Source organism: Prosthecobacter sp. (genome assembly GCF_044227185.1).
Lineage (GTDB): Bacteria > Verrucomicrobiota > Verrucomicrobiia > Verrucomicrobiales > Verrucomicrobiaceae > Prosthecobacter.
Window position 1 is genome coordinate 1 of the sequence record NZ_JBGAFO010000005.1, and the last position, 23,965, is coordinate 23,965.

At 63.7% G+C, this 23,965-nt stretch carries 17 protein-coding genes; 4 read left to right on the top strand and 13 right to left on the bottom strand.

The genetic code is table 11. From position 1 onward, the window contains the following. Positions 1-193: 193 nt before the first annotated feature. Positions 194-1,441, bottom strand: a complete 1,248-nt coding sequence (locus tag ACILSQ_RS13070) for a di-heme oxidoredictase family protein (protein ID WP_395744079.1) — start codon at positions 1,439-1,441, stop codon at positions 194-196. A gap of 109 nt (positions 1,442-1,550) precedes the next feature. Here ACILSQ_RS13070 and ACILSQ_RS13075 point away from each other — a divergent pair, with 109 nt between their 5' ends. Then, the gene (locus tag ACILSQ_RS13075) at positions 1,551-1,910 is read left to right on the top strand and encodes a DUF3147 family protein (RefSeq protein WP_395744080.1); all 360 of its coding nucleotides are present in this window, start codon (positions 1,551-1,553) and stop codon (positions 1,908-1,910) included. 225 nt (positions 1,911-2,135) lie between these two features. Next, on the top strand, positions 2,136-3,242 hold the full coding sequence (locus tag ACILSQ_RS13080) for a Gfo/Idh/MocA family protein (RefSeq protein WP_395744081.1): 1,107 nt from the start codon (positions 2,136-2,138) through the stop codon (positions 3,240-3,242). 517 nt (positions 3,243-3,759) lie between these two features. Here ACILSQ_RS13080 and ACILSQ_RS13085 read toward each other — a convergent pair. The 4 genes from ACILSQ_RS13085 to ACILSQ_RS13100 form a co-directional block, all read right to left on the bottom strand. After that, entirely contained in the window at positions 3,760-4,620 is an 861-nt protein-coding gene (locus ACILSQ_RS13085) for a sugar phosphate isomerase/epimerase family protein (protein WP_395744082.1), read from the bottom strand. 35 nt (positions 4,621-4,655) lie between these two features. Beyond that, complete coding sequence (locus ACILSQ_RS13090) at positions 4,656-4,805, bottom strand: hypothetical protein (protein ID WP_395744083.1); 150 nt, start codon at positions 4,803-4,805, stop codon at positions 4,656-4,658. 1,029 nt (positions 4,806-5,834) lie between these two features. Further along, a complete protein-coding gene (locus ACILSQ_RS13095; RefSeq protein ID WP_395744084.1) occupies positions 5,835-6,395 on the bottom strand; it encodes a hypothetical protein in 561 nt (186 codons plus the stop codon). After that, positions 6,392-8,683, bottom strand: coding sequence for a hypothetical protein (locus ACILSQ_RS13100; protein ID WP_395744085.1), 2,292 nt, complete (start codon positions 8,681-8,683; stop codon positions 6,392-6,394). The genes ACILSQ_RS13095 and ACILSQ_RS13100 overlap by 4 nt, the downstream gene beginning before the upstream one ends. Before the next feature lie 137 nt (positions 8,684-8,820). Between ACILSQ_RS13100 and ACILSQ_RS13105 the strand changes: the two genes are divergently transcribed. Continuing rightward, a complete protein-coding gene (locus tag ACILSQ_RS13105; protein WP_395744086.1) occupies positions 8,821-10,107 on the top strand; it encodes a tetratricopeptide repeat protein in 1,287 nt (428 codons plus the stop codon). Between the two features lie 7 nt (positions 10,108-10,114). On the opposite strand, the gene ACILSQ_RS13110 is transcribed toward ACILSQ_RS13105, so the two are convergent. After that, positions 10,115-12,397 carry a M48 family metallopeptidase gene (locus ACILSQ_RS13110; protein ID WP_395744087.1) on the bottom strand — a complete coding sequence of 761 codons (2,283 nt, stop codon included), beginning with the start codon at positions 12,395-12,397 and terminating at the stop codon, positions 10,115-10,117. A 142-nt stretch (positions 12,398-12,539) separates the two neighbouring features. On the opposite strand from ACILSQ_RS13110, the gene ACILSQ_RS13115 reads away from it, so the two are divergent. Further along, positions 12,540-13,952 carry a sulfatase gene (locus tag ACILSQ_RS13115; RefSeq protein WP_395744088.1) on the top strand — a complete coding sequence of 471 codons (1,413 nt, stop codon included), beginning with the start codon at positions 12,540-12,542 and terminating at the stop codon, positions 13,950-13,952. Positions 13,953-13,955: 3 nt separating this feature from the next. On the opposite strand, the gene ACILSQ_RS13120 is transcribed toward ACILSQ_RS13115, so the two are convergent. The 7 genes from ACILSQ_RS13120 to ACILSQ_RS13150 all read right to left on the bottom strand — a co-directional run bounded on the left by ACILSQ_RS13120 (position 13,956) and on the right by ACILSQ_RS13150 (position 23,948). Continuing rightward, on the bottom strand, positions 13,956-14,354 hold the full coding sequence (locus ACILSQ_RS13120) for a hypothetical protein (RefSeq protein WP_395744089.1): 399 nt from the start codon (positions 14,352-14,354) through the stop codon (positions 13,956-13,958). A gap of 12 nt (positions 14,355-14,366) precedes the next feature. Then, positions 14,367-16,229, bottom strand: a complete 1,863-nt coding sequence (locus tag ACILSQ_RS13125) for a hypothetical protein (protein ID WP_395744090.1) — start codon at positions 16,227-16,229, stop codon at positions 14,367-14,369. Between the two features lie 75 nt (positions 16,230-16,304). Continuing rightward, complete coding sequence (locus ACILSQ_RS13130; RefSeq protein WP_395744091.1) at positions 16,305-18,692, bottom strand: secretin N-terminal domain-containing protein; 2,388 nt, start codon at positions 18,690-18,692, stop codon at positions 16,305-16,307. Positions 18,693-18,735: 43 nt separating this feature from the next. After that, positions 18,736-19,284, bottom strand: coding sequence for a hypothetical protein (locus ACILSQ_RS13135; protein ID WP_395744092.1), 549 nt, complete (start codon positions 19,282-19,284; stop codon positions 18,736-18,738). Then, complete coding sequence (locus ACILSQ_RS13140; RefSeq protein ID WP_395744093.1) at positions 19,271-20,365, bottom strand: hypothetical protein; 1,095 nt, start codon at positions 20,363-20,365, stop codon at positions 19,271-19,273. The genes ACILSQ_RS13135 and ACILSQ_RS13140 overlap by 14 nt, the downstream gene beginning before the upstream one ends. Before the next feature lie 122 nt (positions 20,366-20,487). Beyond that, complete coding sequence (locus ACILSQ_RS13145) at positions 20,488-21,453, bottom strand: general secretion pathway protein GspK (RefSeq protein WP_395744094.1); 966 nt, start codon at positions 21,451-21,453, stop codon at positions 20,488-20,490. A gap of 128 nt (positions 21,454-21,581) precedes the next feature. After that, entirely contained in the window at positions 21,582-23,948 is a 2,367-nt protein-coding gene (locus tag ACILSQ_RS13150) for an ABC transporter permease (protein ID WP_395744095.1), read from the bottom strand. Between the last annotated feature and the right edge of the window lie 17 nt (positions 23,949-23,965).

Sequence of the window (23,965 nt, forward strand, 5' to 3'; positions counted from 1 at the left end):
TGTAGCGTTTTGCTTCTGACTTCCTTCGGACCCAGCCTCGCGGCTGACGCCCTTGTCTTTCGGCTAGCACTTCCCCTTGCCGGGTGTGCGGCGGACTTGAACCGCCAAGTGAGTGCGCCCTGCCGGGCGCACCAAAAAAATGAAGCAGGCATCGCTGCCTGCTTCATCCACTCACCTCCTATGACTCATGTCCTCAGATGGACATGAGGAAATCGATCAACTGCTGCACCTGCTGTTTGTTCAGCCTCAGGTAGCGGTCCTTGGAAGCCTTCGCCTCGCCGTCGTGCGCCCGGATCGCCTCATCGATCGTCGCCGCTCGCCCGTCATGCAGATACGGCGCGCTGCCCCGCAGCCCCCACAGCGGCGCCGTCTTCATGTCACGCACATCCGCCGTCCCTTGTGCGATGCCGTCTCCCAGCGCACCCATGTCATGCAGCAGCAGGTCCGAGAAAAGCCACACCTCCTGCCGGTCCAGCGCCGCGATCTTGTTCGGTCCCGTCATCATCAGCGGCACATGGCACACTGCGCAGCCCGTGTTTTGAAACACACCCCGCCCGCCCGCCGCGGAGTTCGTCGGCGGCAGCCGCGGCGGTGCTCCCAGAAAGCGCATGAAGTCCGCCACACGGTCGATGTCCCCCCGGCCCGTCGTCGGGTCCACCACGTCCTCCGGATCCACCACCGTGTCATACTGCGCCAGCAGCTGCGCGTTTCCGTTCGGCGCATTTTCCACCGGGAAAAGCCGGCTCGTGATCCCCATTTCATTCAGATACGCATCCCCCGCAAAGCTCAGCAGCGTCGCCTGCTGCGCCTTCCACCCAAACCGGCCGATCAAGGTCTTCCCCGTCGCCGCATCCGCCACCTTCGACACCTTCCCCAGCACACCATCAAACGGCGTGCGCCTCACATTCCGCAGGATCTGGTCATCCGGGATCGCCTCGATCAGCCCCAGCCCAAACAGCGGCGTCGAGTTCCGGTGCGCCACCACATTCGCCTCCGCCGGCACCACCTCATGCAGCACCGCATTGATCTCCATTTCCTGCTGCAGCGAGCCCCCCAGCGACGCCAGCGGATCAAACACCCCGTTCGTCGTCCGGCCAAACCGCGTCACATTGATCGGGCCCGCGCCGCCCGTCACCGGCGCGCTGTGGCATGTCGCGCAGGAGTTGCGGTTGAAGATCGGCCCCAGGCCGCCGGCCTCCGTCTCCGCATCTTCGAAATCCTCCTTGCCATCCAGAAACGTCGCCACCTGCGCCTTCGTCAGCCCCGGCAGCGGATCACCAAACTGCGGCGGCTTCACTCCGTGCGGCGGAGCCGTGGGCGGGTGCGGCGGGTGCTGCGGGCGGTGCGCCTGATGCTTCGGCGGCATCTGCGCCACGGCATAGATCCCGAAGGATGATGCCAGGGTCAGTGCCAGATAAGAGGTGATGCGTTTCGCTTTCATGACAAGATGAGGTTGGCTGCTGCTGTCACGCCCCGTGCGTGATCTCGTTGCCCGGAGAAATCCTCTCCGCTGAAAATCGTTACTCATCTTTTTTTACCACCCTCGGCCCATGACTCTGAAGCTCATCCTCAAATACCTCCTCAGCGCCGGCATCGTCACCCTCGTCAGCGAAATGGTGAAGCGCAGCGACCGCCTCGGCGCCCTCCTCGCCGCCCTCCCCTTCGTCAGCATCATCACCCTCCTCTGGGTCCATTACGAAAGCGCCCCCGACGTCCGCGCGCAGAAAACGGCAGACCACATGTACTACATCTTCTGGTATGTGCTTCCCACCCTTCCCATGTTCCTCCTCTTCCCCGCCTTCCAGCGCTGGTGGGGCTTCTACGGCGCCCTCGGCGCCAGCGCCCTCCTCACCCTCATCCTCTTCGCCCTCCTCCGCACCCTCGCCGCCCGCTTCGGCCTCATCCTCTAAGCCGCGCATGAGCCCGCCTCCGGCCCAATTTAAAATTCTCAGTTTTCAGTTCCCAGTTTACAATCCCCTCAGCGTGCGCCGCCCCCTCTCTACGCCCTCCAAATCTCCGCGGTGCAAGAAAACCAGCCCCCTCGCCCCCCGCATTTGCCATTCACCCCGCACTCCACCTCTGAAATCATAAATCATAAATCGTAAATCATAAATCCCCTTCCACCCCTCTCCACCATGACTCCTCCCACCCACTGCCGCTGGGGCATCCTCGGCGCCGCCTTCATCGCCCGTAAAAACTGGCAGGCCATCCGCGATGCCGGAAACGCCACCCTCGTCGCCGTCGCCAGCCGCGATCTCTCACGCGCCCAGGCCTTCATCACCGAATGCCAGAGCAGCGCTCCCCATCCCCTCCTGCCCCAGGCCATGGATGACTACGCCGCCCTCCTCGCGCGCACCGACATCGACGCCGTGTACATCCCCCTGCCCACCGGCCTGCGCAAAGAGTGGGTCATCCGCGCCGCCCAGGCCGGAAAGCATGTCCTGGTAGAAAAGCCTGTCGGCGTGAATGCCGCGGACGTCGCCGAAATCATCGCCGCCTGTGAAAAGCACCGCGTGCAGTTTATGGACGGCGTCATGTTCATGCACGGCCGCCGCCTCCAGCGCCTGCGCGAAGTCGTGGACCGCGATGTCGGCACCGTCCGCCACATCGCCTCCCAGTTCAGCTTCATGGGAGACGCCGAATTCCAGCGCACCAACATCCGCGCCCACGGCGCACTCGAGCCCCTCGGTGCCCTGGGCGATCTCGGCTGGTACTGCCTTCGTTTCACCCTCTGGGCCATGAATTACGCCATGCCCACGGAAGTCACCGGCCGCATCCACACCGAAACCCGCCAGACCTCAGACTCCCCGCCCGTCCCTCTCGAATTCTCCGGCACCCTCACCTTTGCCGGTGGCGCCAGCGCCACCTTCTACTGCTCCTTCACCACCGCCAATGCCCAGTGGGCCGTCGTCAGCGGTGCCAAAGGCCTGCTCCAGGTCTCCGACTTCGTCCTTCCCTTCTCCGGCCCGCAAACCAAGTTCAGCCTCACCCGCTCCCAGTTCGTTCTCGACGTCTGCAAAGCAGACATGCACCAGGGCCAGCAAACCGAAACCCTCGACGAACCCAGCAACAACGCCCCCGGTTCCCAGGAAGCCGGCCTCTTCCAGACCTTCTCCGCTCTCGTCCTCTCCGGCAAACCCGACCCCCACTGGTCCCACATCAGCCTCCTCACCCAGCGCGTCCTCGACGCCTGCCTCACCTCGGCAAACAATGGCTCAAGCATTGTTCGCATAAGCGCATAAGCGGTTATGCGCCATATTCGCGGCTGCGCACCGGAGAACACGTGACACTTCAAAAATCTAAAATCGATTGTTCATCAATCGTCATCACGCCCACCCATGCGTCACGAAAATTGACGACCAACGACCATCCGAAAATCCGAAGGGACACTGACAGACGTTAATCAAAACATCTCAGAAACTCTGAATCAGCGTCATGTCAGCGTCTCATCAGCGGTTAAAAAAATCTCCGCCGAGTCCGCTTCCAGCAAGCACAAATCGACGAGCCGGAAACCCTCCCACCCAAGGTGACGGGGTCTCCGACCCCGTCTCTCCGCCCGCACCTGCATGCCACCCAAAGCTCGACCATCGCCTCAGGATCAGAACCTCTAAAATCAAAAATCGATTGCTCGTCAATCGTCAATCCTCTGAGTCCCAGTTTACCCCAACCACACCCCGCCCCTTCCGGACCAATTTACAATCCTCAGTTTTCAGTTCCCAGTTTGCAATCCCACTTCCCACATCGCTTCGCCCCTCCCCCTCAAAGATCCAGCACCCTGTCCATCCGCTTCGCCACATCCGCCAGGTAGTCCCAGTCTCCCGCCTTCACCTCCGCCGCGGCCCAGCCTTTAAAATCAATCTTCCCCAGCTCCGTCCGCACCGCCGCCCAGTTGATGCTTCCCTCCCCCAGCGGTTTGTCGAAGCCCTTGCGCATCCCTTCGTTCATCGCGCGCTCCAGGTCATACTCCTTCACGTCGATCTTCACGCTGCGCTTCCCCAGCACCTGCGCCCAGTGCTCCGCCACGCCCCAGCGCACCATGTTGCCGATGTCAAAATGCACCTGCACCCACGGGCTGCCCACCTCGTCAATGAACCGCGCCATGTCATACGCGCTGATCAGAAACGTGTTCCACACATTCTCGATCAGGATCTTCACCCCCGCTTTCTCCGCGTGCTTCGCCCCCTCCTTCATCCGCGCCACCGCGCCATCCCACGTCTGCTGCAGCGGCACCTCCGGCGGATAGGCCAGCACCACCAGCATCGAGTCCCCGCCCAGCTTCTTCGTCAGCTCCAGCCCCGCCTCCAGCCCCTCGCTGCGCCCGCCCACCGTCCCGTCAATGATCAGTCCGCTCTCCTGGCTCGCCGCCACCCACTCATCCGCGTTCTCCGCCGTCACATGCCCCAGCAGCACACTCGGCTCCACCCCCTCATATCCGCAGGCCCGCAGCTTCTTGAACGCCTCCACCAGCGTCATCCCCTTCGCCGCCTTCTGCGCCATCCCCCACTTCAACGACTTCCGGATCTTCCCCGTGAACTGCCCCGCATGCACCGGCACGTTTGGGGCGACAACGGCGGCGGCTCCGACCATCGCGGAGTGTTTCAGAAAATGGCGGCGGTTCATGAGGGCAAAGAGAACGATGGAAAACTCGTTTCCCTTCAGTCCAGATGCAGCAGCCTTTTCCACCACAGCGCTGGCGGGGGCATGATGCCACCGGCGATCGTCTTGCCGCTCTTGCCCGACCACCACCCTTCGGTTTCCGTCGCAGGCGCACTTTCCGGCTCCGCCTTGATCCTGCCCAGTTTCATACGCCCATCCTCAAAGTACTCGTATGGGCTCCCGGCAGGGAGCAGAGAGATTAGCCGGTGGTGGAGCGAAACCGCGAAGCGGTGCAGCGGGAACCACCGGATCTCGCCATGAACCATTCCCATTCAGGATCGCATGCCGGAGGTATGCGAGAAGCGTTCACCCTCCCAGCGCACGCGCGAAGTCCTCGCACGGCTCTCGCGCACCTCCGGCATGCGTCCTTGACGTTGGACGCATGTTTCGCGTGACCGGTGTCCGCTCGGCGTTCCGCTGCTCCAAAGCACCTGCGTCCCCGCACGCCCGCACCACTCGCACCACTTAGAGTTTCATACCATCTCCTGGTATCTTCTCTTCGAAGGCCAACGGCCTTCCGTATCATAGCGAAGGGTTGCCGAGCCTCGGCGAGGCTACCCTGGTAGCGGCACCGTCCTCCTGGGAAGCAAACCCAGCGCCACCTTCACACTCCGCCTTCTCCAGCAGCGTCCGCTCGCCGCTCCGCTGCCCCAAAGCGCTAGCGTCCGCTCGCCGCTCCGTTGCTGCAAAGCGCCAGCGTCCCCTCACGCCCGTCGCCATCATTTAATTTCTCGGCGCACAGCCCCAAAGGGGCGGCGGACTCAGGGCGCCGCGAGGCACGAGCAAGCCCTGGGTTCATCCACGCAAAAATCCGGGAAAGCAAACCCACCGCTCCGTCACATCCCGCCGGGCTCCAGCAGCGTTGGCACCGCGTGCCGCCACGGCCACGCCATAATTTAAAGTGCTCTAGCTTTAAAAAACGGGGCATCCGATGTGGATGCAGCCCACGCTGGGACGAGAATTCCAGAGACGCGCACAGCGCATCCCCGCCGCCCCTCGCGGAGTGCGCCGCAGCGCTGGTAGGGAACCGCTGCGTCGGGTCCGTGTTTATGGGTCTATGACGGCGCAGGCGTTCAAAAAGGTGCGCCGTCCTTGAGGTGTGGAAAGACGGGCGCTGCGAGGCACCTGCGCGCTGCTGCCATCAAGACTTCTTTTCACCTGCGCATGGTATCAATCACTCACTTCCCCCGCACCCGCTTCAAACACGTCGGCTCCGACCACCTCCAGAACCCCGGCTCCAGCAGCTTCGCATAATTCCCCGCCGTCGAATCCACATGATTGTGCGGATCATCCTTCTGCATCTTCACCGTCCCTTGCAGCGTCCCCGCCCGGATCGCCGCAGCCACCGCCTCATGGTCGAGGCTCCAAGTGTAAAGCACCCCGTCATCAGCCTCGCGCATCAGAAACAGTGAAGGCCCCGCCTTCTTCTCACCACGCTCACGCGCCACGGCAAACAGCAGCTTCGTTTTGGCGTCCCCCGTGGCGCGGCGCAGATGAAACTCCACCGGCTTCCCATCCTTCTTCCCCGGCTCCGTCATCACCACCAGCCCCTGCGCCGCATCAGTCACCTCAAACTTCAGCACATCATCGTCGTCCACCGGCAGCCACGCTCCATTCCAGTCCGCGGCTTTTAGAACGGCAGGCTTCAGACCAAAATCCTCATCCACCAGGGTCTCAGGACAGGCGGTGAGAACACTCGCCAGAAGGACGGCGGCAAAAAGGCGCAGCACTGTTTTCATGGCTTGGGCGGTGTCGGCGGGTTCCCTGCGGGTGCGAGCTGCTCACGCAAGCCCCCGGCTCCCGGCGGCAGAGTAAGGGACACGCCCCGTCCACGCTCCGCACCCGCATCTGGCGGAGCGGTGACCACCGGCGCCGGTACGGGCGTCGGCGCAGGCATGGGCACAGGAATCGCCTTCGGCACCTCCGGCTCCACCGCCATCGCCTTGGGCGGCGCCGCTGTGGTCGCCTTGGGCGGCTGCACGGTTTCCACCGGCGCCGGCGCATGCTTCTTCTGCCACAGCGCCGAGCCCGAAAGATGCGCGCACATCGCTCCCAGCACCATCGAGCCGCTCAGAAACACCGCCGCCTTCAGCCAGATCGGCACCACCTCTCGTGGAATGAGATGCGCCGGCAGTGTCGGCGGCGCGCTGGCCGCCGCACGGGCCCAGTCCGGTGCATCCGGCGGCGAAGGCTCGCGGCCGCCATTGCGAAACAGCAGCTCGGCAAAGCCCACCGTGGGTTCATCTCCTCCCCGGGCCGCTCCGCCGGAGGTCAGGGCGATCGGCGAGCCGCGGGCTGGTTCCGTGCCCAGCGGCGCGGAGATTTCACGCTTCAGAGGTGCCTTGGTGACGGGGACGGTTTTCGGGCGGGGCTTCAAGCCATAGTCCACCGCAGGTTCCGTGCCGCCAGCACGCGCCGGTTCGCTCGGCTTCACCAGGTCATAGTGCTGAATGATCCGCGCATACCGCGCCAGGAAGTCATTGCGCTGCGCCGGCTTGGACTCGGCCACTTTCGCGATCTCGTCATCCAGCAGGCGCGCCACCGTCTCACGCTCGCGCGCGCCGCCTTCGGGCTCCGCGTGGACACCCAGCGGCGATTCGAGGCCCAGCAGAAACTTGCACAAGGCCGCCAGCCATCCGGCATGCCACGCCGTCGTCGGCGTGCTCCGCGCCGGCGGCAGCAGCACCGCGGGGTCCGTGCCGCGTCCGGACATCGAGGCCAGCGTCGGGTGCGCCCTCACAATGATGTTGAAGGCGGGCCACTCATTGAGCTTCGACACCAGCAGCTTCGTGCTGCGGGAGTCCTCCCGCGCAAACCCCGTCAGCAGAAAAATGTCCTCCAGCCGCAGCTTGCTTGCAGGCAGCGTGGAGTGGTCCAGTTGCGTCAGCGCCGTGTCCAGCCCGGCCAGCACCAGGTAGGCCTCCTGCACGTCCAGCCACTGGCGTTCGCGCATCAGCTCCGCCAGGCTGATCCCCTCGGCGATCTCTTCGGCCAGACATGTGATGTCCTCGGACTCGTTCACCAGCGCCAGCGTGATCAGCCCCGAGTTGTCCCGCTGCTTCGTGATCTTGAACGCCGCGTCATCCACTTCCTTCACCCGCGCATGCGCGATTCGCGCCGGCGGCACCTGCTCGATCAGCACGGAGCGCCCCGTCTTCGTCAGCGTGCCGCGCATGCTGTACGGGTTCGCCATGTCCAGCCGCTGGCTTTGAATCCGCACCAGGTTCACCAGCCCGCGCGCCACCTCCTGGTAGCTGGCCAGCAGCGGCGCCAGCAGCGCGCGCGGCTTCTGTGCCGTGGGAATCTCTCCGGACAGTTTCTCCGGCGCCAGCTTTTGAAGGCTCGTGCGCAGCTCACGCATCGCGGCGATCACACCCACGCCCGCGCTGGAAAGGCAGGCCCCCAGCAGCTCGGCGAAATCAGCCGCCGCCAGCGCATGGTCCGGCAGCGTCCCGCCCTGCTCCACCAGAAACGTCCGCAGAAACTTCGCCTGCTTTTCAAAGCTCGTCTTCAGCGCCCGCTTCTTCCCGGCGCTGTTGTCGATCACGCGAAAATCCGCCGCCATCACCTGCACCGCCTGTGGCGCCGTCTGCACGATCCGAAACGCATCCAGCGGCGACTCCGGCAGGTACTCGCCCCGCTCGCACACCGCCACCACCGTCTCCAGCGCCCTTGCGGCGATCATGATCGCCAGCCAGCCCGGAATCTCCTGCTGCCGGGTCAGGTACGCCCTCAGCGCCTCCCCGTCCACGTTGCTGGTGATGTAAAACGGGTTCCCCTCGTCCTCGCCAGATTCAATCATGCGCGCCAGCGCCGGGTGGCCGTTCCGTTGCAGCGCCTTGCACGCTTCCTCAAACGCCCCGCGGTTCGCCAGCGGCTCCAGCAGCACATGGCAGTGCACATACTCCAGCCGCTGCAGGTCAAACGCCAGCACCGCCACCTGCTCGGAATTGCGCACCAGCTCGACGTTGTTGCCGTCGGCGTCTTGAACGATTTGGTAATGCCTGAATTGACTCGGCTCCGACATGGGGGCGCTAAGGGGAGATGATGCGGGACTATCCTGCCACGCCTTGGATGTTCAAGCCAGCGTTTCCTCGGACGCAAACAACAAATAGCCGTGCCAAGGCTTGCCCTTCCTCTCCCTTTCGGACTAATTTTCCTGCCATGCGCCCTTCGCTCACCATCTTCATCGCATTCCTCGCCCTCATCTTCCACCTGCCAGTTTTCGCGCAAACTCCGCCAAAAGACGACGCCCCCGCCAAAGTCCGCATCGCCCTGCTGCCTGGCGCTCCTGCTCTCGATCCTGCCACCCAGGGCGCCCTGGTGCAGTGGCTCACCCGGTTCCAGGACAACGTTTACCGCATGCGCATCCGTGAGTATCTGGAGATGGTCGATTGGGACGTGCTCATTGACGAGACTCTCGCCGGTCTGCCGGACAAGCCTGACGCGGCCAGGAAGCTCCGCCTGAAAAACCTCCTCATGGTCCAGTTCGAGCGCACCTTCCCCATCATCCGCAACTTTTTCTCCTTCAACGACGCCGAAGTCCGTCGTGTCGATGTCACGGACGGCAAGGCGGTGATCATCGCGCGAATCCATGATGAGGACGGCGGCGAAAACAAAGTCCGCTGGTGGCTGCAGCGCCACGACAACCAGTGGCAGATGACCGACTTCGAAAACATCACCTTCAACATGCGGCTTTCCGCCGTCATGAACATGGGCATTCAGGCCGGCCTCTCAAAGGAAGGCCTCAACATGGAGCACTCCGTCAAGTTCACCCAGATGGGCATCGCCGTTCAGGATGGCGATTTCGAAAAGGCCTACGCCATCATCAAGGAGCTCGAAGGCGTCAAAATGCCGGCCATGCTCACCGAGGTGTTTCTGGGCGCCAAGACTGGCGTTCTTTCACAGCTCGAAGGCAAGGAGGCTGAACTCGAGGCCGCCTTGAACGAGTTCGAAAAAACAGCCCCCGCCAGCCCCGTGCTCCTCATGATGCGCGCCAGCAGTTGCTACGATGCCGAGGACTACAAGAACACCATCGTCTGGGCGGACAAACTCGGCGCTGCCGTGGGCCACGACGAAGACAGTTGGTCCATGCTCGCCGACTCCCACCGCGAGCTCAAGCAGGACAAGGAATACCTCGCCGCCGCCGAAGGCTGGGCCGCCGATTATCCCAATTCACCCACGGCCCTCCTGACTCTTTGGCAGGCCCTGCCTGAATCGAAGCGTGCGGAAAAAGTCAAACCCCTGCTGGACCAGATCACCCCGGCGGAAGACGGGCTGACCGAGTTTGCTGAGGGAGCCTATATGGACGATGACACCGCTGCTTTAAAACTTGTCCTGGAAGTGATGCAGGCGCGCAAACTGCCCAAGGAAACTTTGGACGACTATCAGACCATGCTCCAGGAGACTCTGGACTCGCAGAAAGACGCCGCCAAGGAGAAGAAGAAGTAACCCCGCCTCACGCCGTCGGCTTCCACGCTGCAATCGCGTCTGGAGACCTCGCCTTCATCCCCAGCCGCTGCGTGGTGAACTCATCCGGCAGCAGGATTTCCGTGGCCGAGCCAAAATTGAGCGTCCCGAGGAAGTGCGTTTCAGTCCGCTCCGCGGTTTCCGCCAGCCAGGCAAACGCGCGGTGGTACATGCTCAAAAACGCATCCACATACGGCGCGATGCATTCGGACGCCTGCGAGGCCATTTTCAAGCCGATGGACCGCATGCTCGCCGCATCCGCCAGCGTCATGGACACCCCCGGCATTTCCGGCAGCGGCGTCGGCAGCAGTTGCTGGTTCAGCGTCGTCGGCTTGCCGTTCGCGGTGAAGGGATACGGCGCCCCGTCCATCGTGGACATGATCTGCCGCACCAGGTTCAGCATCTTGGGCACCACGGACTGCAGCGCCGTCAGAAACGCGCTCGGATCATCCACATTGGCAAACTTCGCCCCCAGCGTCTGAAACGCAAAAAAAGTGGTCAGCAGCTCCCGGAAGGACGGCAGCGCCCCGCACATCGCCTCATAGATCGTGACCCACCCCGCCAGGTCCTGCCGCCGGCCCCGCAGCCACTCGTTGAGGTCCGCGGGATCACTCCACCACAGAATGCCCAGCGCGGAGGCAAAGCGCCGCTCCAGCACCCGCTCCCGCTCCTGCAGCGGCCCCTCCATGTGCTCCATCACCGTGCGCTGGCAGGCCGCCTCATGCCGCAGCGCCCCCGGGCTCGCATCCGGCGTCCCAAACTGCATGCGTGACACCGTGAAGCCCGCCAGGCTCAGCGTGGCGGCCGCTTCCAGATCCCGCCGCCGCTGCCAGGCCTGGTTCCACTCCTGCAGCGCCATCTTGAACTGCGGCCCCCAGACAATGATCTCCTCCCGCACCCGCAGAATCTCCCCTTTCAGCTCCGGCAGCTCCGTGGCGCTGGTGGGCGTGCTGCCCAGCCCGCACATGGCCCGCTCCGGATGCGCCAGCCCCCCAAAATACCGCCGGATGACCAGCAGCGCCTCCTCCTCCCGCCGGTTCTGGTGAATCACCTCCTCATCCGCCACCATCCGGTGCTCATGCAGGTTCAGCCCCATCTCATGCTGATAGTAAAAATAAGTCACCTGCCGCGACAAATCCACGAACTGCCGCATCACCGACGCCGCCGGCTGTAGTGGAGAAAGATACGCCACCAGCATCGCCCCCTTCACCTCCTTGCCCCCCTCCTTCGCCTCCGTTCCCGCCCCCCCCGCCTCCGCCCGCGCCGAAGCCCGCGCCTTCGCCTCCGTGGCCACATGCCGCGCCATCAGCAGCGAAAGATTCTCCGGCAGCCGGTGCTGCACCACCCCCCGCTGAATTTCCTGCTCCGCCGCCCGCCACGCCCCCCCCAGCAGGGCCAGCTTCCGCTGCATCCGCTCATACACATCCGTGCCGATCACATTCGCCCCGCAACGGGCCGCCGATTGCCGAATCAGACACAAAGTCAGCGCACTTGTGAGACGCGATGCGAGCGCAAAAAAGATGAACGGCAGCCTCGCCGCCAGCATCCAGCCCCTCACCAGCCTCCGTCCCTGCTTGTGCCACTCGGACTCACGCGCCTTCGGCTTCTCCTTCAGGTGCATCTCCCACTCATCCCTCTCCAGCGCCGCGCGGAAAAACCACGCGTTCATCTCCCGCACCGCATGCACAAACAACGTGCTGATTCCCCCCGCATTGTGACTGAGCTCATGCGCCAGCAGTCCTCCCAGCTCCCGTGCTGTGATCACTGAAACCACCGGCAGCCCCAGGTGCAGCACCGTCTGCCCGGTGAGAATGCCCGTCAGTCCGCCAAACATCGTGCTGCGCACGGAGATGGAAGTATCCAGCCAGATCTGCACCGGCGGAGCCGCCCGCAGATGCCAGCACAGCATGTGAACGAGCTCAAAAAGCTGCGGCTGCGTCGCCGCGGTGACTTGCAGCGCCACCTTCGCATGCTTCGGCCTGGGTCGCAGCGGCCTCAGCATGAACACCCAGGTGATCCCCATGAAGACAAACTTCAGCAGTTCAGGAACCATGCGCCATTGCAGCACCCCGGTGAGCGCCATGCGGCCCGTGATCAAATAAACCTGCCAGCACATCCACAGAAACAGGCCTGCCACCAGCAGCAGATAACTGAACTGCAGGGCCAGAGAGACGATGGCCGAGATCACCAGCAGCCCAAAGTGCAACGGCCCCCGCCAAGGCGCGATGCGCACTGGCTTGGCAGGTTGCTGGGAGGTCTGAGATTGAGGCATGCGGGGTCCAAGCCATCGAAAAGATGGCTTCGGCCACATAATTAACCTCGTTTAATATGGTAATTCTAGTTAATTATTACCATTTGACGCATGTTGACCGGCCACCTGGGCAAGTTCGGAGCCTCTTTCCCGTTCTTCTGCTATGAAGGTCCTTTGCTACCTCGCTGTGTGGATGGTCGGTCTGGCATCCGCGGCCTCAGCTTCCCGCCCTCCCAATCTCGTCTTCATCCTGACTGATAATCAAGGTGCCTGGACACTGGGCTGCTACGGAAACCCGGACATCCGTACTCCCAACATCGACCAGCTCGCCGCGCAGGGCATTCGTTTTACCCACGCGCTGAGCAGCAACCCCGTCTGCTCCCCCACACGGGCCACCTTCCTGACGGGTCTCATTCCCTCCCAGCACGGCCTGCATTCCTTCCTTGATCCCAAGTTCATGATGGGCCCGGAGGCCTATAACACGCTGCGAGAGTTTACCTCGCTGGGCGAGGTCTTGAACGCTGCCGGCTACACCTGCGGGCTCAGCGGCAAATGGCATCTGGGAGCCAACATGACCCCCAGCGAGGGTTTCACCACCTGGACCACCAAACCCGACGGCAGCACGATCGAGTTCTACGACCAGAAGGTCATCGAGAACGGCCAGCTTCGCGTCGAGCCCGGTTACACCACGGACTTCTGGACCCGCAAAGGCGTCGAGTTCATCCAGGCGAACAAGGACCGCCCTTTTTTCCTCTACCTGGCCTACAACGGCCCCTACTCACTGGGCAAGCTCATGCTCAACGAGGCCAAAAACCGCCACGCCGCCTACTACGCCGACAAGCCGCTGCATTCCTTTCCACGCGACACCATGCACCCCTGGCAGGACGCCAACAAAGCCTTCCACAACACCGACGCCGCCCGCCGCCGCATGGCCAGCGAGGTCAGTGGTGTGGACGATGGCGTTGGTGAAATCATGGCCGCGCTCAAGGCGAACGGTCTGGATGAAAACACCCTGGTGGTCTATGCCAGCGATCAGGGCTGGATGGGCGGCCAAAACGGCATGTGGGGCATGGGCGACCACTTCCGGCCCACGGGCGCGCATGAGCTGATGATGCAGATTCCGCTCATCTTCCGCCAGCCCGGTGTCATCCCGCCCGCGCAGACCTGTGATGCGCTGGTGAGCAACTACGACTTCATGCCCAGCGTGCTCTCCCATCTCGGACTCGGAGACAAGATGCCGCGGCAGCCCAAATCACCGGGCCGTGACTTCTCCCCCGCCCTGCGCGGCCAGCCGCTCACGAGCTGGGATAACACGATCTTCTACGAAATGGAAACCACCCGTGCCATCCGCACTGGCCGCTGGAAATACGTGGCCCGTTTTCCTGACGGCCCCCACGAACTCTACGACATGCAGGCCGACCCGCAGGAACGCTTCAACCAGTACGGCCAGCCAGGCACCGAAGCGATCAAGACCGATCTGGCCAAGCAGCTCGACACCTTCTTCACCCAATACGCCGATCCGAAGTATGACATCTGGAAAGGCGGCGGCTCCAAGGCGAAGCGGCACACGCCTTGAACTTCAGACAGCCGCCTTTTCGTAAGCCTCCAATCCCAGCATCCTGAGGCAGCGCAGGCCGTACCAGGCCCAGGCGAGCTGCAGTCCGCCAATGTACAAAAAGCCGATGCTCAGCCAGAGGAAGGTCGGGGTGATGTCGCGGTTCAGGAGAATGAGAGGGAAGAACACCATGTTCCAGGCGTTCCTGCCGGCTTCCCTCACCGCCTCAGGCGTCACGTTCTTTTTGTCCTGGCTGAAAGGGCGGAAGGTGTAGAAGAAAAAACGCTTCTCTAAAAACCGCCGCTGGCGCTCCGGCGTTTCGGGACGGGCGAAGCGGAAAAACAGGAAAGAGACCACGGCCCAAAGGTGAAGAATGATCACGCTGCAGACGAGCTTCGCGAGGATGGCCAGAACGATCTGCATGGTTTGCTGAGGTCACTTCCCCTCAAACCGCTTCCGCAGTTCATTGAAGTATCGCCGCACCTGCTCACGGCGGGCGGGGGGGAGGGCGGCTTCGTCGAGGGCGGCTTCTTCAGCCTGGATGGACTCGAGGGCGGTCTGTGTGGCGCTGCGGGCGGACTGTTCTTTGCGCACGCCGCCTTCGACGCTGCGCACGGTGCTCTGGCCTTCGCTGCCCTGCTGGGCGCGGACCACGCTTTGATTGTCCGTCTTCTGCTTTTCAGTGGGCACGTTGTTGAGGTCGGCTTTGCCATTGCCCGGGGGCCGTCCATTGCCGGGCACGTTGACGATGGGACCGTTGGGATCTGAAGGTGCGCCCTCTCCAGCCACAATGATCGTGGAGGCCTTGTCATCCGGCTTGGCTCCGCCAGGAACGGGAGCGATCAGCATGGGCTGGCCTTCACCGGGCTGACCTGGCTTGCCAGCCTGGCCTTGCTGCGGCTGGCCCATGCTCATCATGGGTTGCTGCTGCTGGCCCTGCCCCTGTCCGTTTTGCGACTGCTGCATTTGGTTCTGCTGCCCAGACTGGCCCGCACCGGGTGGACTGAGCATCTGCTGCGCATTCTGCGCCTGCCCGGTCTGCGGCGCACTCTGCTGTGCCTGCTGTGAGGAGGAGTCCCCCTGCCCTGCCTGGCTCATCTGCTGCATCGCGCCATTGCCGCTGTCCTGCTGCCCTGCAATGCTGCTGCCGGAGTCACGCAACTGCTGCGCAAGCTGCTGCAGCTCCTTGCGCGACTGCTCACGCAGCGCCAGATCACGCAGCTTGTCGGCGAGCTTTTGAAATTCCTCACCTGCGCCCCTCGGCTGGCCCTGCTGCATCTGATCCCCCGCGGCAAGGACGCTCTGACCCACGGCGCGTTTGCGATCCTCCTGATCCGACTGCCTCTGCGCGTCCTTGAGAGTCTCATTCATGCGCTCCTTCGCTTCGGGATTGAGCTGGGGAGATTTAAGCTGGCCGGCCAGCGCTGCCGCAGCCTGTGAAGCGGCCTGCGCGTTTTTTGCGGCCACTGCATCGCCCAGGTCCGCGGTGTCGGCATGCTGGCGCAGGGCCTCAACGAGTTTTTCCGAAGCCCAGGCCTCCTTGCCGCTGCCCAGCTCCTCCGCCAGTTTCTCCGCTTCACGCGCCCGCTTCTCCAGCTCCGCAAGCACATCGCGCGCGTCCTTGCCGCCTGCATTGGCGAGATCCTCGGCGGTCTTTTGCAGCTTCTGTTTCAAGTCATCGACCTGTTTGGACTCCTCGTCCTTGAGACCCGCGAGCTTCTTCTTTTCCCAATCGGTCTGCGCCAGTTTCTTCGCTTCATCGGCGGCTTTGCGCGTCATCTCGGCATCCATCGTCACCACCTCCGAAGGCGGGGCTGTGACGATGCTGAGGAGGCTGCCAAGAATCGCCACGGACAGCGGAAGCGCGAGCCAGCGGTCCGGCCGCAAGGGCAGATCTCGTCTCAGGGCCGCAGGCCAGGCCTGCGCCAAAACCGCGCGCTGGGCTTCCACATGAGCACGAGCCGTCTCACCTTCTTCGGCATGCTGCTCAAACCACCAGGCCGAGGCAAAGGCCTCGCGTCTTCCCGCCGCCTGATCCCATAAGGCCAGAGCACTGAACTCTCCCGGACGCCGCCACCACACGTAGCCGAGACATCCGGCCAGCCAGAAAACCAGCCCCAGCCAGGGAGAGGGCACATGGGCCCCGCGCAGCCCGGTGAGCATCAGCAAGACCAGCACCAGCGAGGCGGGGATCAGTGTCATGCGCAGCACCGCCAGCCAGCGCCGCAGGGCCACCCACACCTGGACACGCTGTGCCACCAGGGCAAAGGCCGGGTTGTGAGATGCAGTCTGGCTCATGGGTGTCACTACACCTCAAAACGCAGACGGGGCCAAGTACTTTGGCGGCATCCGCCTGAAATCAAAATCTCCCCATCACTCGGATTTGGATTTTTGGAACCAGCCCTTCATTTTCCCCAAAAGACCTTTTTTCGGCTCGGCTTCAGTCGGCGCAGGCGGAGGCAGCAGGGCGTTGGGCTTTGCGGTCTCGGCCGGGATGGCGCGCGGCACGATGGTTTCCGGCATGCCGGCAAAGCCGGCGGCTTCGTTGAAGTCCGCGCTGTAATCGCCAAATTTGGCCTGCTCCAGCATGTGGGAGGTGCTGTCTGGCAGAATGCGCGGCTGCACAAAGATCATCATTTCGCGCCGCTCCTTGGCCTTGTTGGTGCTGCCCACGAGGTATTTGATCAGCGGGATGCGCACCAGGAAGGGCAGGCCGCTCTTGTTGTTGGTGTCACGTTCGGTGATGAGCCCGCCGAGCATGGCGGTGGCGCGGTCCGGGACGATGAGGCTGTTCGCCATGCCCTGCTCGGAGATGTTGGGCACCTGATTGCCGCTGATGGTGGTGAAGCCGGAGATGTCGTTGTTCTGCTGCTTGAACTCGAGCATGACCTCCGAGTCGTTGAAAATGTGCGGGGTGATGTCGAGCTGAAGGCGCACGGGAATGTACTGTGTGGTGGAGGTGAAGCCGCCGCCAACCACGCCGCTGGTGTAGCTCTGCCCGGCGATGGCCACCTGCTGGCCGATGTAAATGCGCCCCGGCTGATGATTGAGCGTGGTGAGCGTGGGCTTTTGCAGGACATGGAAGCGCTTGGTGCTCTCCAGCGTCTGGAGGAAAACGTTGAGGTTCTTGTTGATCTGCCCGTAGGCGGTGAGCCCGCCGAGCGCCGCAGGACCGCCGGCCCCGAGAAATCCGGCGATGTCCTTCAAGTTGGCGGGATTGGCAAAGGCGGTGCCCTGGGTGTTGAGCACACCGCCGACGAGTCCGTCATCGCCCACCTGCTTGAGAGACTGAATCCAGTCGAGACCGAAATTGAAGTTATCGGTCAGCGTGAACTCACCGATGATGGCGGAGAGCAGGATCTGGCGGGGGCGCACATCGAGCTCTTCGGCCAGATCCTGCAGGGCCTTGATCTGGTCCGGCGGACCGCTGGCAAAGAATTTCGAGCTGGCCGGATCTGCAATGACCAGCGTGTTGGCAATGAGGATGCTGATGGGTTTCTTGGTGATCTGCAAATCTGTGGCGATGCTCCCGGTGCCAAATCCCTGCCCTGCGGTTCCGCCTCCGGCCAGACCGGAGCCACCTGGCGCACCCGTCCCGCCGAGCCCGGTTCCCAGCGGGGAGGTGAAAGACTGCGATGATCCGGCAGGCGGTGTCGAGGCCGGTGCCTGCGTCTTTTGCTGCGATTCCAGGCTGTTGTCCTGCTGCCGCGGGTCATTCCGCATCAGCGCCTTTTCCGCGATGCTGAGGAACACGGAAAGATCCAGGTAGTTGAGCTTGCGCGAGAAGTAGCGGCTCACCGAAGCTTCGGCGTCGAGCTCACGCACCAGGGATTCGATTCTTCGCATGTCGAGCGGACGCGCGACGACCACGATGCTGTTGGTTCTGGCAACGGCCTGCATCAAGGGCCTGGCATTGGTGAGCGAGGAACTTGTCAGCGTTGCAGAGGCGGGTGCGGAGCCGGAGCCGGAACCGCCAGCGCCAGCCGCGGGGCCGCCTGCAGCGGCCGGACGATTCGATGCGGAGGATTTGTCCAGGCCGAGAAGAACTTCGAGCTGCTCCACCACCTCCTGCGCCTCGGCACGCTCAATGCGGAGGGTTTTCTGCACCGTCTCCGTCGGCGGCTGGTCCACCTGCCGCACCAGCTCGATGTAAGCGCGGATGGTCTGAGAAGCTTCGGTGATGACCAGCGACTGCGAATTCGGCACGGCAAGCATGCGGCCGTAGGGATGCAGTGGAACGACGGTCTGCAGGGCCGCGCTGGCATCCTCGGCACCGAGGTGATTGAGCTGCAGCACATGCGTCACCACCTGGTCTGTGTCCGGCAGATCTTCCGGGCGCAGGATCATCGGCACATTCTGCGCGGAGGGGAGGCTGCCGCCTTCCGTGGCCACCAGCTTGAACAGATTCCCGCCGCTCGGCACCAGGGCGTAGCCATGCATGAGCAGTCCTTTCTCGATGATGGAGCGGTACTCCTCGTCGCTGAACTCACCGGGAACATCGATGCTGACGACGGCGTTTTCCAAGCCCCGGTCGCGCAGCACCCTGCGGCCGGTGACGCGAAAGTATTCCGCCAGCACTTCGGCAACAGGCGTGGCGGTGAAGCTGATCAGATTGCCGCCGGCGCCTGCGGAAGAAGCGCGTGGAGCAGCGGCAGGAGGAGGGGGAGGAACCGCACGCGCGGGCGGCAGGGCGGGCCCCTGAGCCTGCAATCCGACCAGGGAGAGCAGCGTGGTGAAAAGAAAGATGAGTGAAGACTTCATAAAAGAGGCTGCTGCAGGCATGTGGGTGGTCAAAGGAAGCGGATCATTTGGAAGAAGAGTCCTCCGCACCGGCGACAACCGGCGCATGCAGGCGGCTGAAATGGATGACGGCGGCCACGCTGGCAGGATCGGCGCTGTCAGGCACCACCTTGAGCCCGGTCACCACGCAGAAAGATTCGGGGGAAAGAACCTGATGCATCCAGCGAAACACCGAGGGCAGCGCGCCTTTGACCGTGAGCGTCACGGCGATCTCGCGGTAGAATTCGGAGCTCACAGGCTCATGGAGCTGCTTCTTCTGCACCACCAGGCCCTGCCTCGCGGCGGAGGCCAGCAGGCCTTCCAGCAGCTCCTGGCTGGCTTCGGTCTCGCTGTGCATGCGCGGCTGCGAGGCATGCAGCCAGTGGAGACGCTGCTGCCAGAGGTCCGCCTCGGCCAGCAGCACCCGCGCCCCCACCTGCCGGAGCTCCAGCGTCTGCTCACGGCGCCCGATGACATGCTGGAGGCGCAGCAGGCGCTGCGTCATGACGACGCCTCCGCACACGGCGGCCAGCACCACGAGAATCATGATGAGCCGGCGCTCACTGGCCTTCATGGACGGGACCTCCTGCATTGAATGTTCCCTCGGCACGAAACTCCGCGCGGTTGTCCTCGCGAATCGAGGGCAGCGGAAAACTCCACTCATAATGCTGCAGTCCGGCGCATGTAGTGAGGCGGCCTTTGAATCCGAGCGCGTGATTCACCGTCGTGGCCTCTCCGCTTACGACGACTTTGCCATTTTCGATGTGAAACTCCTTCAGGCGTACGCCCTCCTCCGGCAGCAGCGACACGATCTGATGAAACACCTCCACCGGATAGAGATCAGGATTGACCGCGCCTTCCAGCGCCTGCCACTGCGACTGCGCCTGAGCCACCCGATCGAGTTCAGGCTGCCGCGCGGTGAGCTCGGCCTCGGTCTGGTTCACGCGGCCCTCCCGCCACTGCAGCCGCAGCCACCAGGCGCCAAAAAAGCACAGATACATGACAGCCGCCGCGGCCAGGAGCAGCAGCCTGCTCTGCCGGGTTTGCTGCTGCTGGCGCAGTGCCGCCACCTGCAGCGGGAGCAGGCCGCCGGGAGTCTCCGGCGGGCGCGGATCCGGCCGGGCCTCTCTGCGCACTTCAGCCTCGACAAACAAGCACGCGAGCTGCGGAATGAAATCGGTCTCACACGCCGTCCACACATGAACGGCCGGCGGCTCCGTCACGAAATCATGCGCCTGGAGAGCGGCGCAGAGATCCCGGATTTCAAACGCCGCATCCACATCCAGCACCCGCGAGGCCAGCACCGCCGCATGCAGCAGCCTGCCTCCGCATGAAAACGTCACCACCTGGCGCCCCAGCTCCCGCCACACTGCGATACCATTTTCTGGCAGCGGCAGCATTCGTACGCTAGGTTCAAACTGCGCCGGTCGTCCGCTCCACCCTTCGGCAGGCAGGGATTCCCCGGACAGCGCCAGTGTCGCCACCAGGACGCGCTTGTTTTTGCGCATCACCGGCCAGTGCAGCCACAAGGAAGCCTCTCCCGCATTGGAAAGGCCCAGCGACTCCCAGCGCAGCGCCACCGCCTCCTCCGAAACATTCTCCTGGTTCAGGCACCAGAAGGGAGCGCTGTCGAAAGCGAGCGTCTCGATTCCCATGATGCTGGCGGCCGAGGTTTCCGAGCGCCGCCAGACGCCGTTTTCTCCGGCCCATGTCTCACGCGTCTCCTCCCCAGGGAACGAGAGCGACTGTGTGGATGAAGGCTGGAAGGCTCCGCGCTTCACGGCTCCGCGTCTCCTTTCACCGCGAATTCGCGCCACTCCGCCATGCGCGGTATTCCACCCGAGAGATTCACGACCACGGCGATGCCGCAACGCGCATCTCCGGCCCTGCCGATGCTTTCGACATGGCGTGTCGGCCCCTGCAAGGTCAGCAACGGCAGCAGTGTCGTGCTGTCGGCGCTGCCGATGCCTAGAATTGCCGTGGCCGCCTCCAGACGATCCAAGGGCATGTCATCCGCCGTGTGAGGCACGGCATCCAGACCATCGCGGGTACGCACGAGCTGGACCGCGCTTTCCATGGCGGCCCCCGTGACGGCCGCCAGGATTTCCGCGGAGGCCGTGTTCACATCGAGCTGACCGTTGCCCCGGAGGGTGAACCAGGTCTGCCAGTCTGGTTTGGCCGCGTTCAATTCTTCCACCCGCGCCACCAGGGCCACTTCATCGAGGCTGCCAAAGGGACGGTTCAGCGGCAGGCCAGACCGGCCCAGATGCTCATAGTCCAGCTTTTCGGCGCTGCCTGGCCGGCGCTTCAAATCATCCGCATCCACCCAGTCCATCATCGTGGCGGCGATGTCCTGTGCGTCTGCCAATGACAGCCCCCATGACCTGAAGACACGCTCCAGCAAAGGCAGCCGCTCCTCCGTGAGAAGGGCATTCAGGTTCAGCCTGCTCTCCTCGGTGGTCATCCTGGCTTCATAACCTTCAATGCCGGACAGACTGCTCTGCAGCAAAGGATCTCCGGCCTTAATGTGCGGGTGCGCCGCCACCGCGACACCGCATTCCGCAAGCTGGCGCGCGCGCATCATGCCTGCACGCGCCTCCTGCATTTCACCATGCTCTCCGGACATGGCCGCCGCGGTGATGATCAGAAAGGACAGCACTGCGAGCAGGCATAGCACGGCCAGCAGCACCGAACCGGAAGCCGCAGCCCGCTTGTGAAAATGGCTGGCACCTTGCAACGGCATGAAAGGGCATCCATCGGGCGCGATGCTCAAGTTACGGAATCTTCACATTCAGGCGGTGGCCCAGGGACCCGCTGCGATGGAGACACCCGCATCCGGCCCTGCGGCGGCAACAGATCTGTCACATTCCATCAGTCACGCGCCTTCAGCACGCCCACCATGTCCAGCTTCCGCAGCATGCGGCTGACCACGATGAAGGAGGCGCAGGAAGCCGCCGCCACCACGAGCACGGCCATGGCGTAGGTGTGCGTGCTGATCAGCAGCGGCATGCGGATGGTTTCCGTGCTCACCTTGGCAATGATGAAGGTGGCGAGGCCGCGCCCAAACACCAGGCCCGCCGGAATGGCGGTGGAGATGAGCAGCATCAGCTCCCCCAGCAGCACACCGGCCACTTCGCGCTGGGTGAAACCGACGACGCGCAGCGTGGCCAGATCGCGGCTGCGCTCAGACAAGGCGATGCGGGCGCTGTTGTACACCACGCCAAAGGCCACCACCACGGCCAGCACGAGGTAAAGCTTGCGCAGGATGCCGATGCTCTGCCCGGTGGTGCTGCGGAAGGAGTCGAGCTGGTCTTTCTTCACCAGGGTGACGGCTGCACGCGGGGTGTCCTTCACCGTGCGCATGAATTCGGCCCAGCGGGACTGGTCCACGGTCATGTACGCCCCGCTCACCGTGTCCCCTTCGTGCATGAGACGGTGCAGCGCATCGATGTTCATGAAGGCGTTCACACCGGCGAAGTCTTCAATGAAGCCGCGGATGGGCACGCCAACGATGTCGCGCCGGCCTTCCAGCGCCTCCACCTGCACCACATCACCAATGCGCGCGCCGAGGGTCTTGCCGAGCTGCGCGGACATCACGATGCCCTCCTCCGGCAGAACGATGAGACGGCGCTGCGCATCCAGCAGGCGGTTCAGGTCGGCATCACGCGGCAGTCCTGTGACCGCCAGCTTGCGCGAGTGGTGGCCGTAGCGGATGCGTGCCTGCACGGCGCGCACGGGCTCGGCACGCTGCACCCCGGGGAGGTGCTCCAGATCGTGCAGCGCCTCGCCGGACCCGGGCTCGGAAAAGAACACCACCACATCCTGCCGCTGCACATCGTTCCACTGATAGGTGAGCATGTAGTCGATGCTGTCCGCCATGGAGCCGGGCAGCACCATCAGGCCGGTGGCCAGGGCGAGACCGAAGACGGTGAAGAGGGCCTGCACCGGACGGCGCTCGATGTTTCTCAAGGCCATGCGCAAAGCCGGGCTGCTACCGCGGGTGACGCCCATGCGCTCCAGCATGGAGGGCTTGAAATCCGCCGGCGGCTCAGGGCGCATGGCCTCGGCGGGAGGGAGTTTCACAGCCATCCACACCACGGTGACGATGCCGAGAAACGCGGCCACCGCGCTGACGACGAGCGCCACGCCCAGCGCGCTGTAGTCCATGCGGAAATTCAGCGCCGGAAAGCGGAAGAACAGATCATAAATGCGCACCAGGCTGCCGCCCATCCAGCGACCCACCGCACCGCCGATCAAAGTGCCTATCACCACGATGACCAGCGCGTAGTTCATATAGTGCCGCCCCACCTGCCAGGAGGAATAGCCCAGGGCCTTGAGCTGCGCGATCTGCTCCCGCTGCAGCCGCACCAGCCGTGCCAGCACCGCATTCACCATGAAGGCCGCCACGCTGAGGAACACCACGGGGTAGGCCACGGAGAGCGCGCGCACCACGCGCAGTTCGTCGTCCAGGCGCTGCGCGCTGTTGTGCTCCCGCCGCGTGTAGGAGCCCTGCGCGCCGTAGTCCCGCAGCAGGCGGTCCACCTCCGCCATCACCGGGCCGGCATCCGCCCCCGGCGAAAGATCCACGCAGAGGTCATTGAAGGCGCCGTCGAGATTGTACGGGACGGCGATGGCCTGGTAGTTCATCCAAAACACGCCGTAGCGTTTGTTGTCCGGCAGCGTCTGGCCGGGCCGGGCCTCAAACACAAACTCAGGCGAAAGGCCGATGCCGCAGATGATGATGGTGTCGCGATGGCCGTTGATGATGGCCACGATGCTGTCGCCGATTTGCAGCTTGTTTGCCACGGCGAAGGATTCGCTCACCACCGCCTGCTGGCGTTCATCCGTCAGCGGCAGGCGCCCCTGCCGAATGAAAACCTGGTTCAAGGTTTGCGCGCGCCCTTCGGGCAGCGACACCAGATGCGCGGAGGCGGGCTCCGTCATGCCGGCGAGATCCAGCGTGGCATCCACCACCACGCGCGCCTCCACCGCGGCCACGCCGGGGATTTCCGCCACCCGGTCCGCCAGCGACATGGGCGCCCGCTTCAGAGATGCAAACACATCCGCCAGGCGGTAATGCTGGTAGTAGGCATCCCGCGTGCCCTCCAGTGTCAGCACGATGCTGCGGGTCATGATCATCATGGCCAGCCCGCAGGCCATGACGAGGCTCACCGCCACGATCTGCCCCTTCATGCGGCCGATGTCGCGGAAGAGTTTCAGGTCAAGCGGGGTGAGCATGGCGTCACGGATCTATA

Coding starts and splice junctions, on each gene's coding strand:
- ACILSQ_RS13110 (WP_395744087.1), bottom strand. CDS start 12,397: ATGCCTCAATCTCAGACCTCCCAGCAACCTGCCAAGCCAGTGCGCATC.
- ACILSQ_RS13075 (WP_395744080.1), top strand. CDS start 1,551: ATGACTCTGAAGCTCATCCTCAAATACCTCCTCAGCGCCGGCATCGTC.
- ACILSQ_RS13150 (WP_395744095.1), bottom strand. CDS start 23,948: ATGCTCACCCCGCTTGACCTGAAACTCTTCCGCGACATCGGCCGCATG.
- ACILSQ_RS13125 (WP_395744090.1), bottom strand. CDS start 16,229: ATGAGCCAGACTGCATCTCACAACCCGGCCTTTGCCCTGGTGGCACAG.
- ACILSQ_RS13130 (WP_395744091.1), bottom strand. CDS start 18,692: ATGAAGTCTTCACTCATCTTTCTTTTCACCACGCTGCTCTCCCTGGTC.
- ACILSQ_RS13085 (WP_395744082.1), bottom strand. CDS start 4,620: ATGAACCGCCGCCATTTTCTGAAACACTCCGCGATGGTCGGAGCCGCC.
- ACILSQ_RS13095 (WP_395744084.1), bottom strand. CDS start 6,395: ATGAAAACAGTGCTGCGCCTTTTTGCCGCCGTCCTTCTGGCGAGTGTT.
- ACILSQ_RS13115 (WP_395744088.1), top strand. CDS start 12,540: ATGAAGGTCCTTTGCTACCTCGCTGTGTGGATGGTCGGTCTGGCATCC.
- ACILSQ_RS13135 (WP_395744092.1), bottom strand. CDS start 19,284: ATGAAGGCCAGTGAGCGCCGGCTCATCATGATTCTCGTGGTGCTGGCC.
- ACILSQ_RS13120 (WP_395744089.1), bottom strand. CDS start 14,354: ATGCAGATCGTTCTGGCCATCCTCGCGAAGCTCGTCTGCAGCGTGATC.
- ACILSQ_RS13090 (WP_395744083.1), bottom strand. CDS start 4,805: ATGAAACTGGGCAGGATCAAGGCGGAGCCGGAAAGTGCGCCTGCGACG.
- ACILSQ_RS13070 (WP_395744079.1), bottom strand. CDS start 1,441: ATGAAAGCGAAACGCATCACCTCTTATCTGGCACTGACCCTGGCATCA.
- ACILSQ_RS13145 (WP_395744094.1), bottom strand. CDS start 21,453: ATGCCGTTGCAAGGTGCCAGCCATTTTCACAAGCGGGCTGCGGCTTCC.
- ACILSQ_RS13080 (WP_395744081.1), top strand. CDS start 2,136: ATGACTCCTCCCACCCACTGCCGCTGGGGCATCCTCGGCGCCGCCTTC.
- ACILSQ_RS13105 (WP_395744086.1), top strand. CDS start 8,821: ATGCGCCCTTCGCTCACCATCTTCATCGCATTCCTCGCCCTCATCTTC.
- ACILSQ_RS13140 (WP_395744093.1), bottom strand. CDS start 20,365: ATGGGAATCGAGACGCTCGCTTTCGACAGCGCTCCCTTCTGGTGCCTG.
- ACILSQ_RS13100 (WP_395744085.1), bottom strand. CDS start 8,683: ATGTCGGAGCCGAGTCAATTCAGGCATTACCAAATCGTTCAAGACGCC.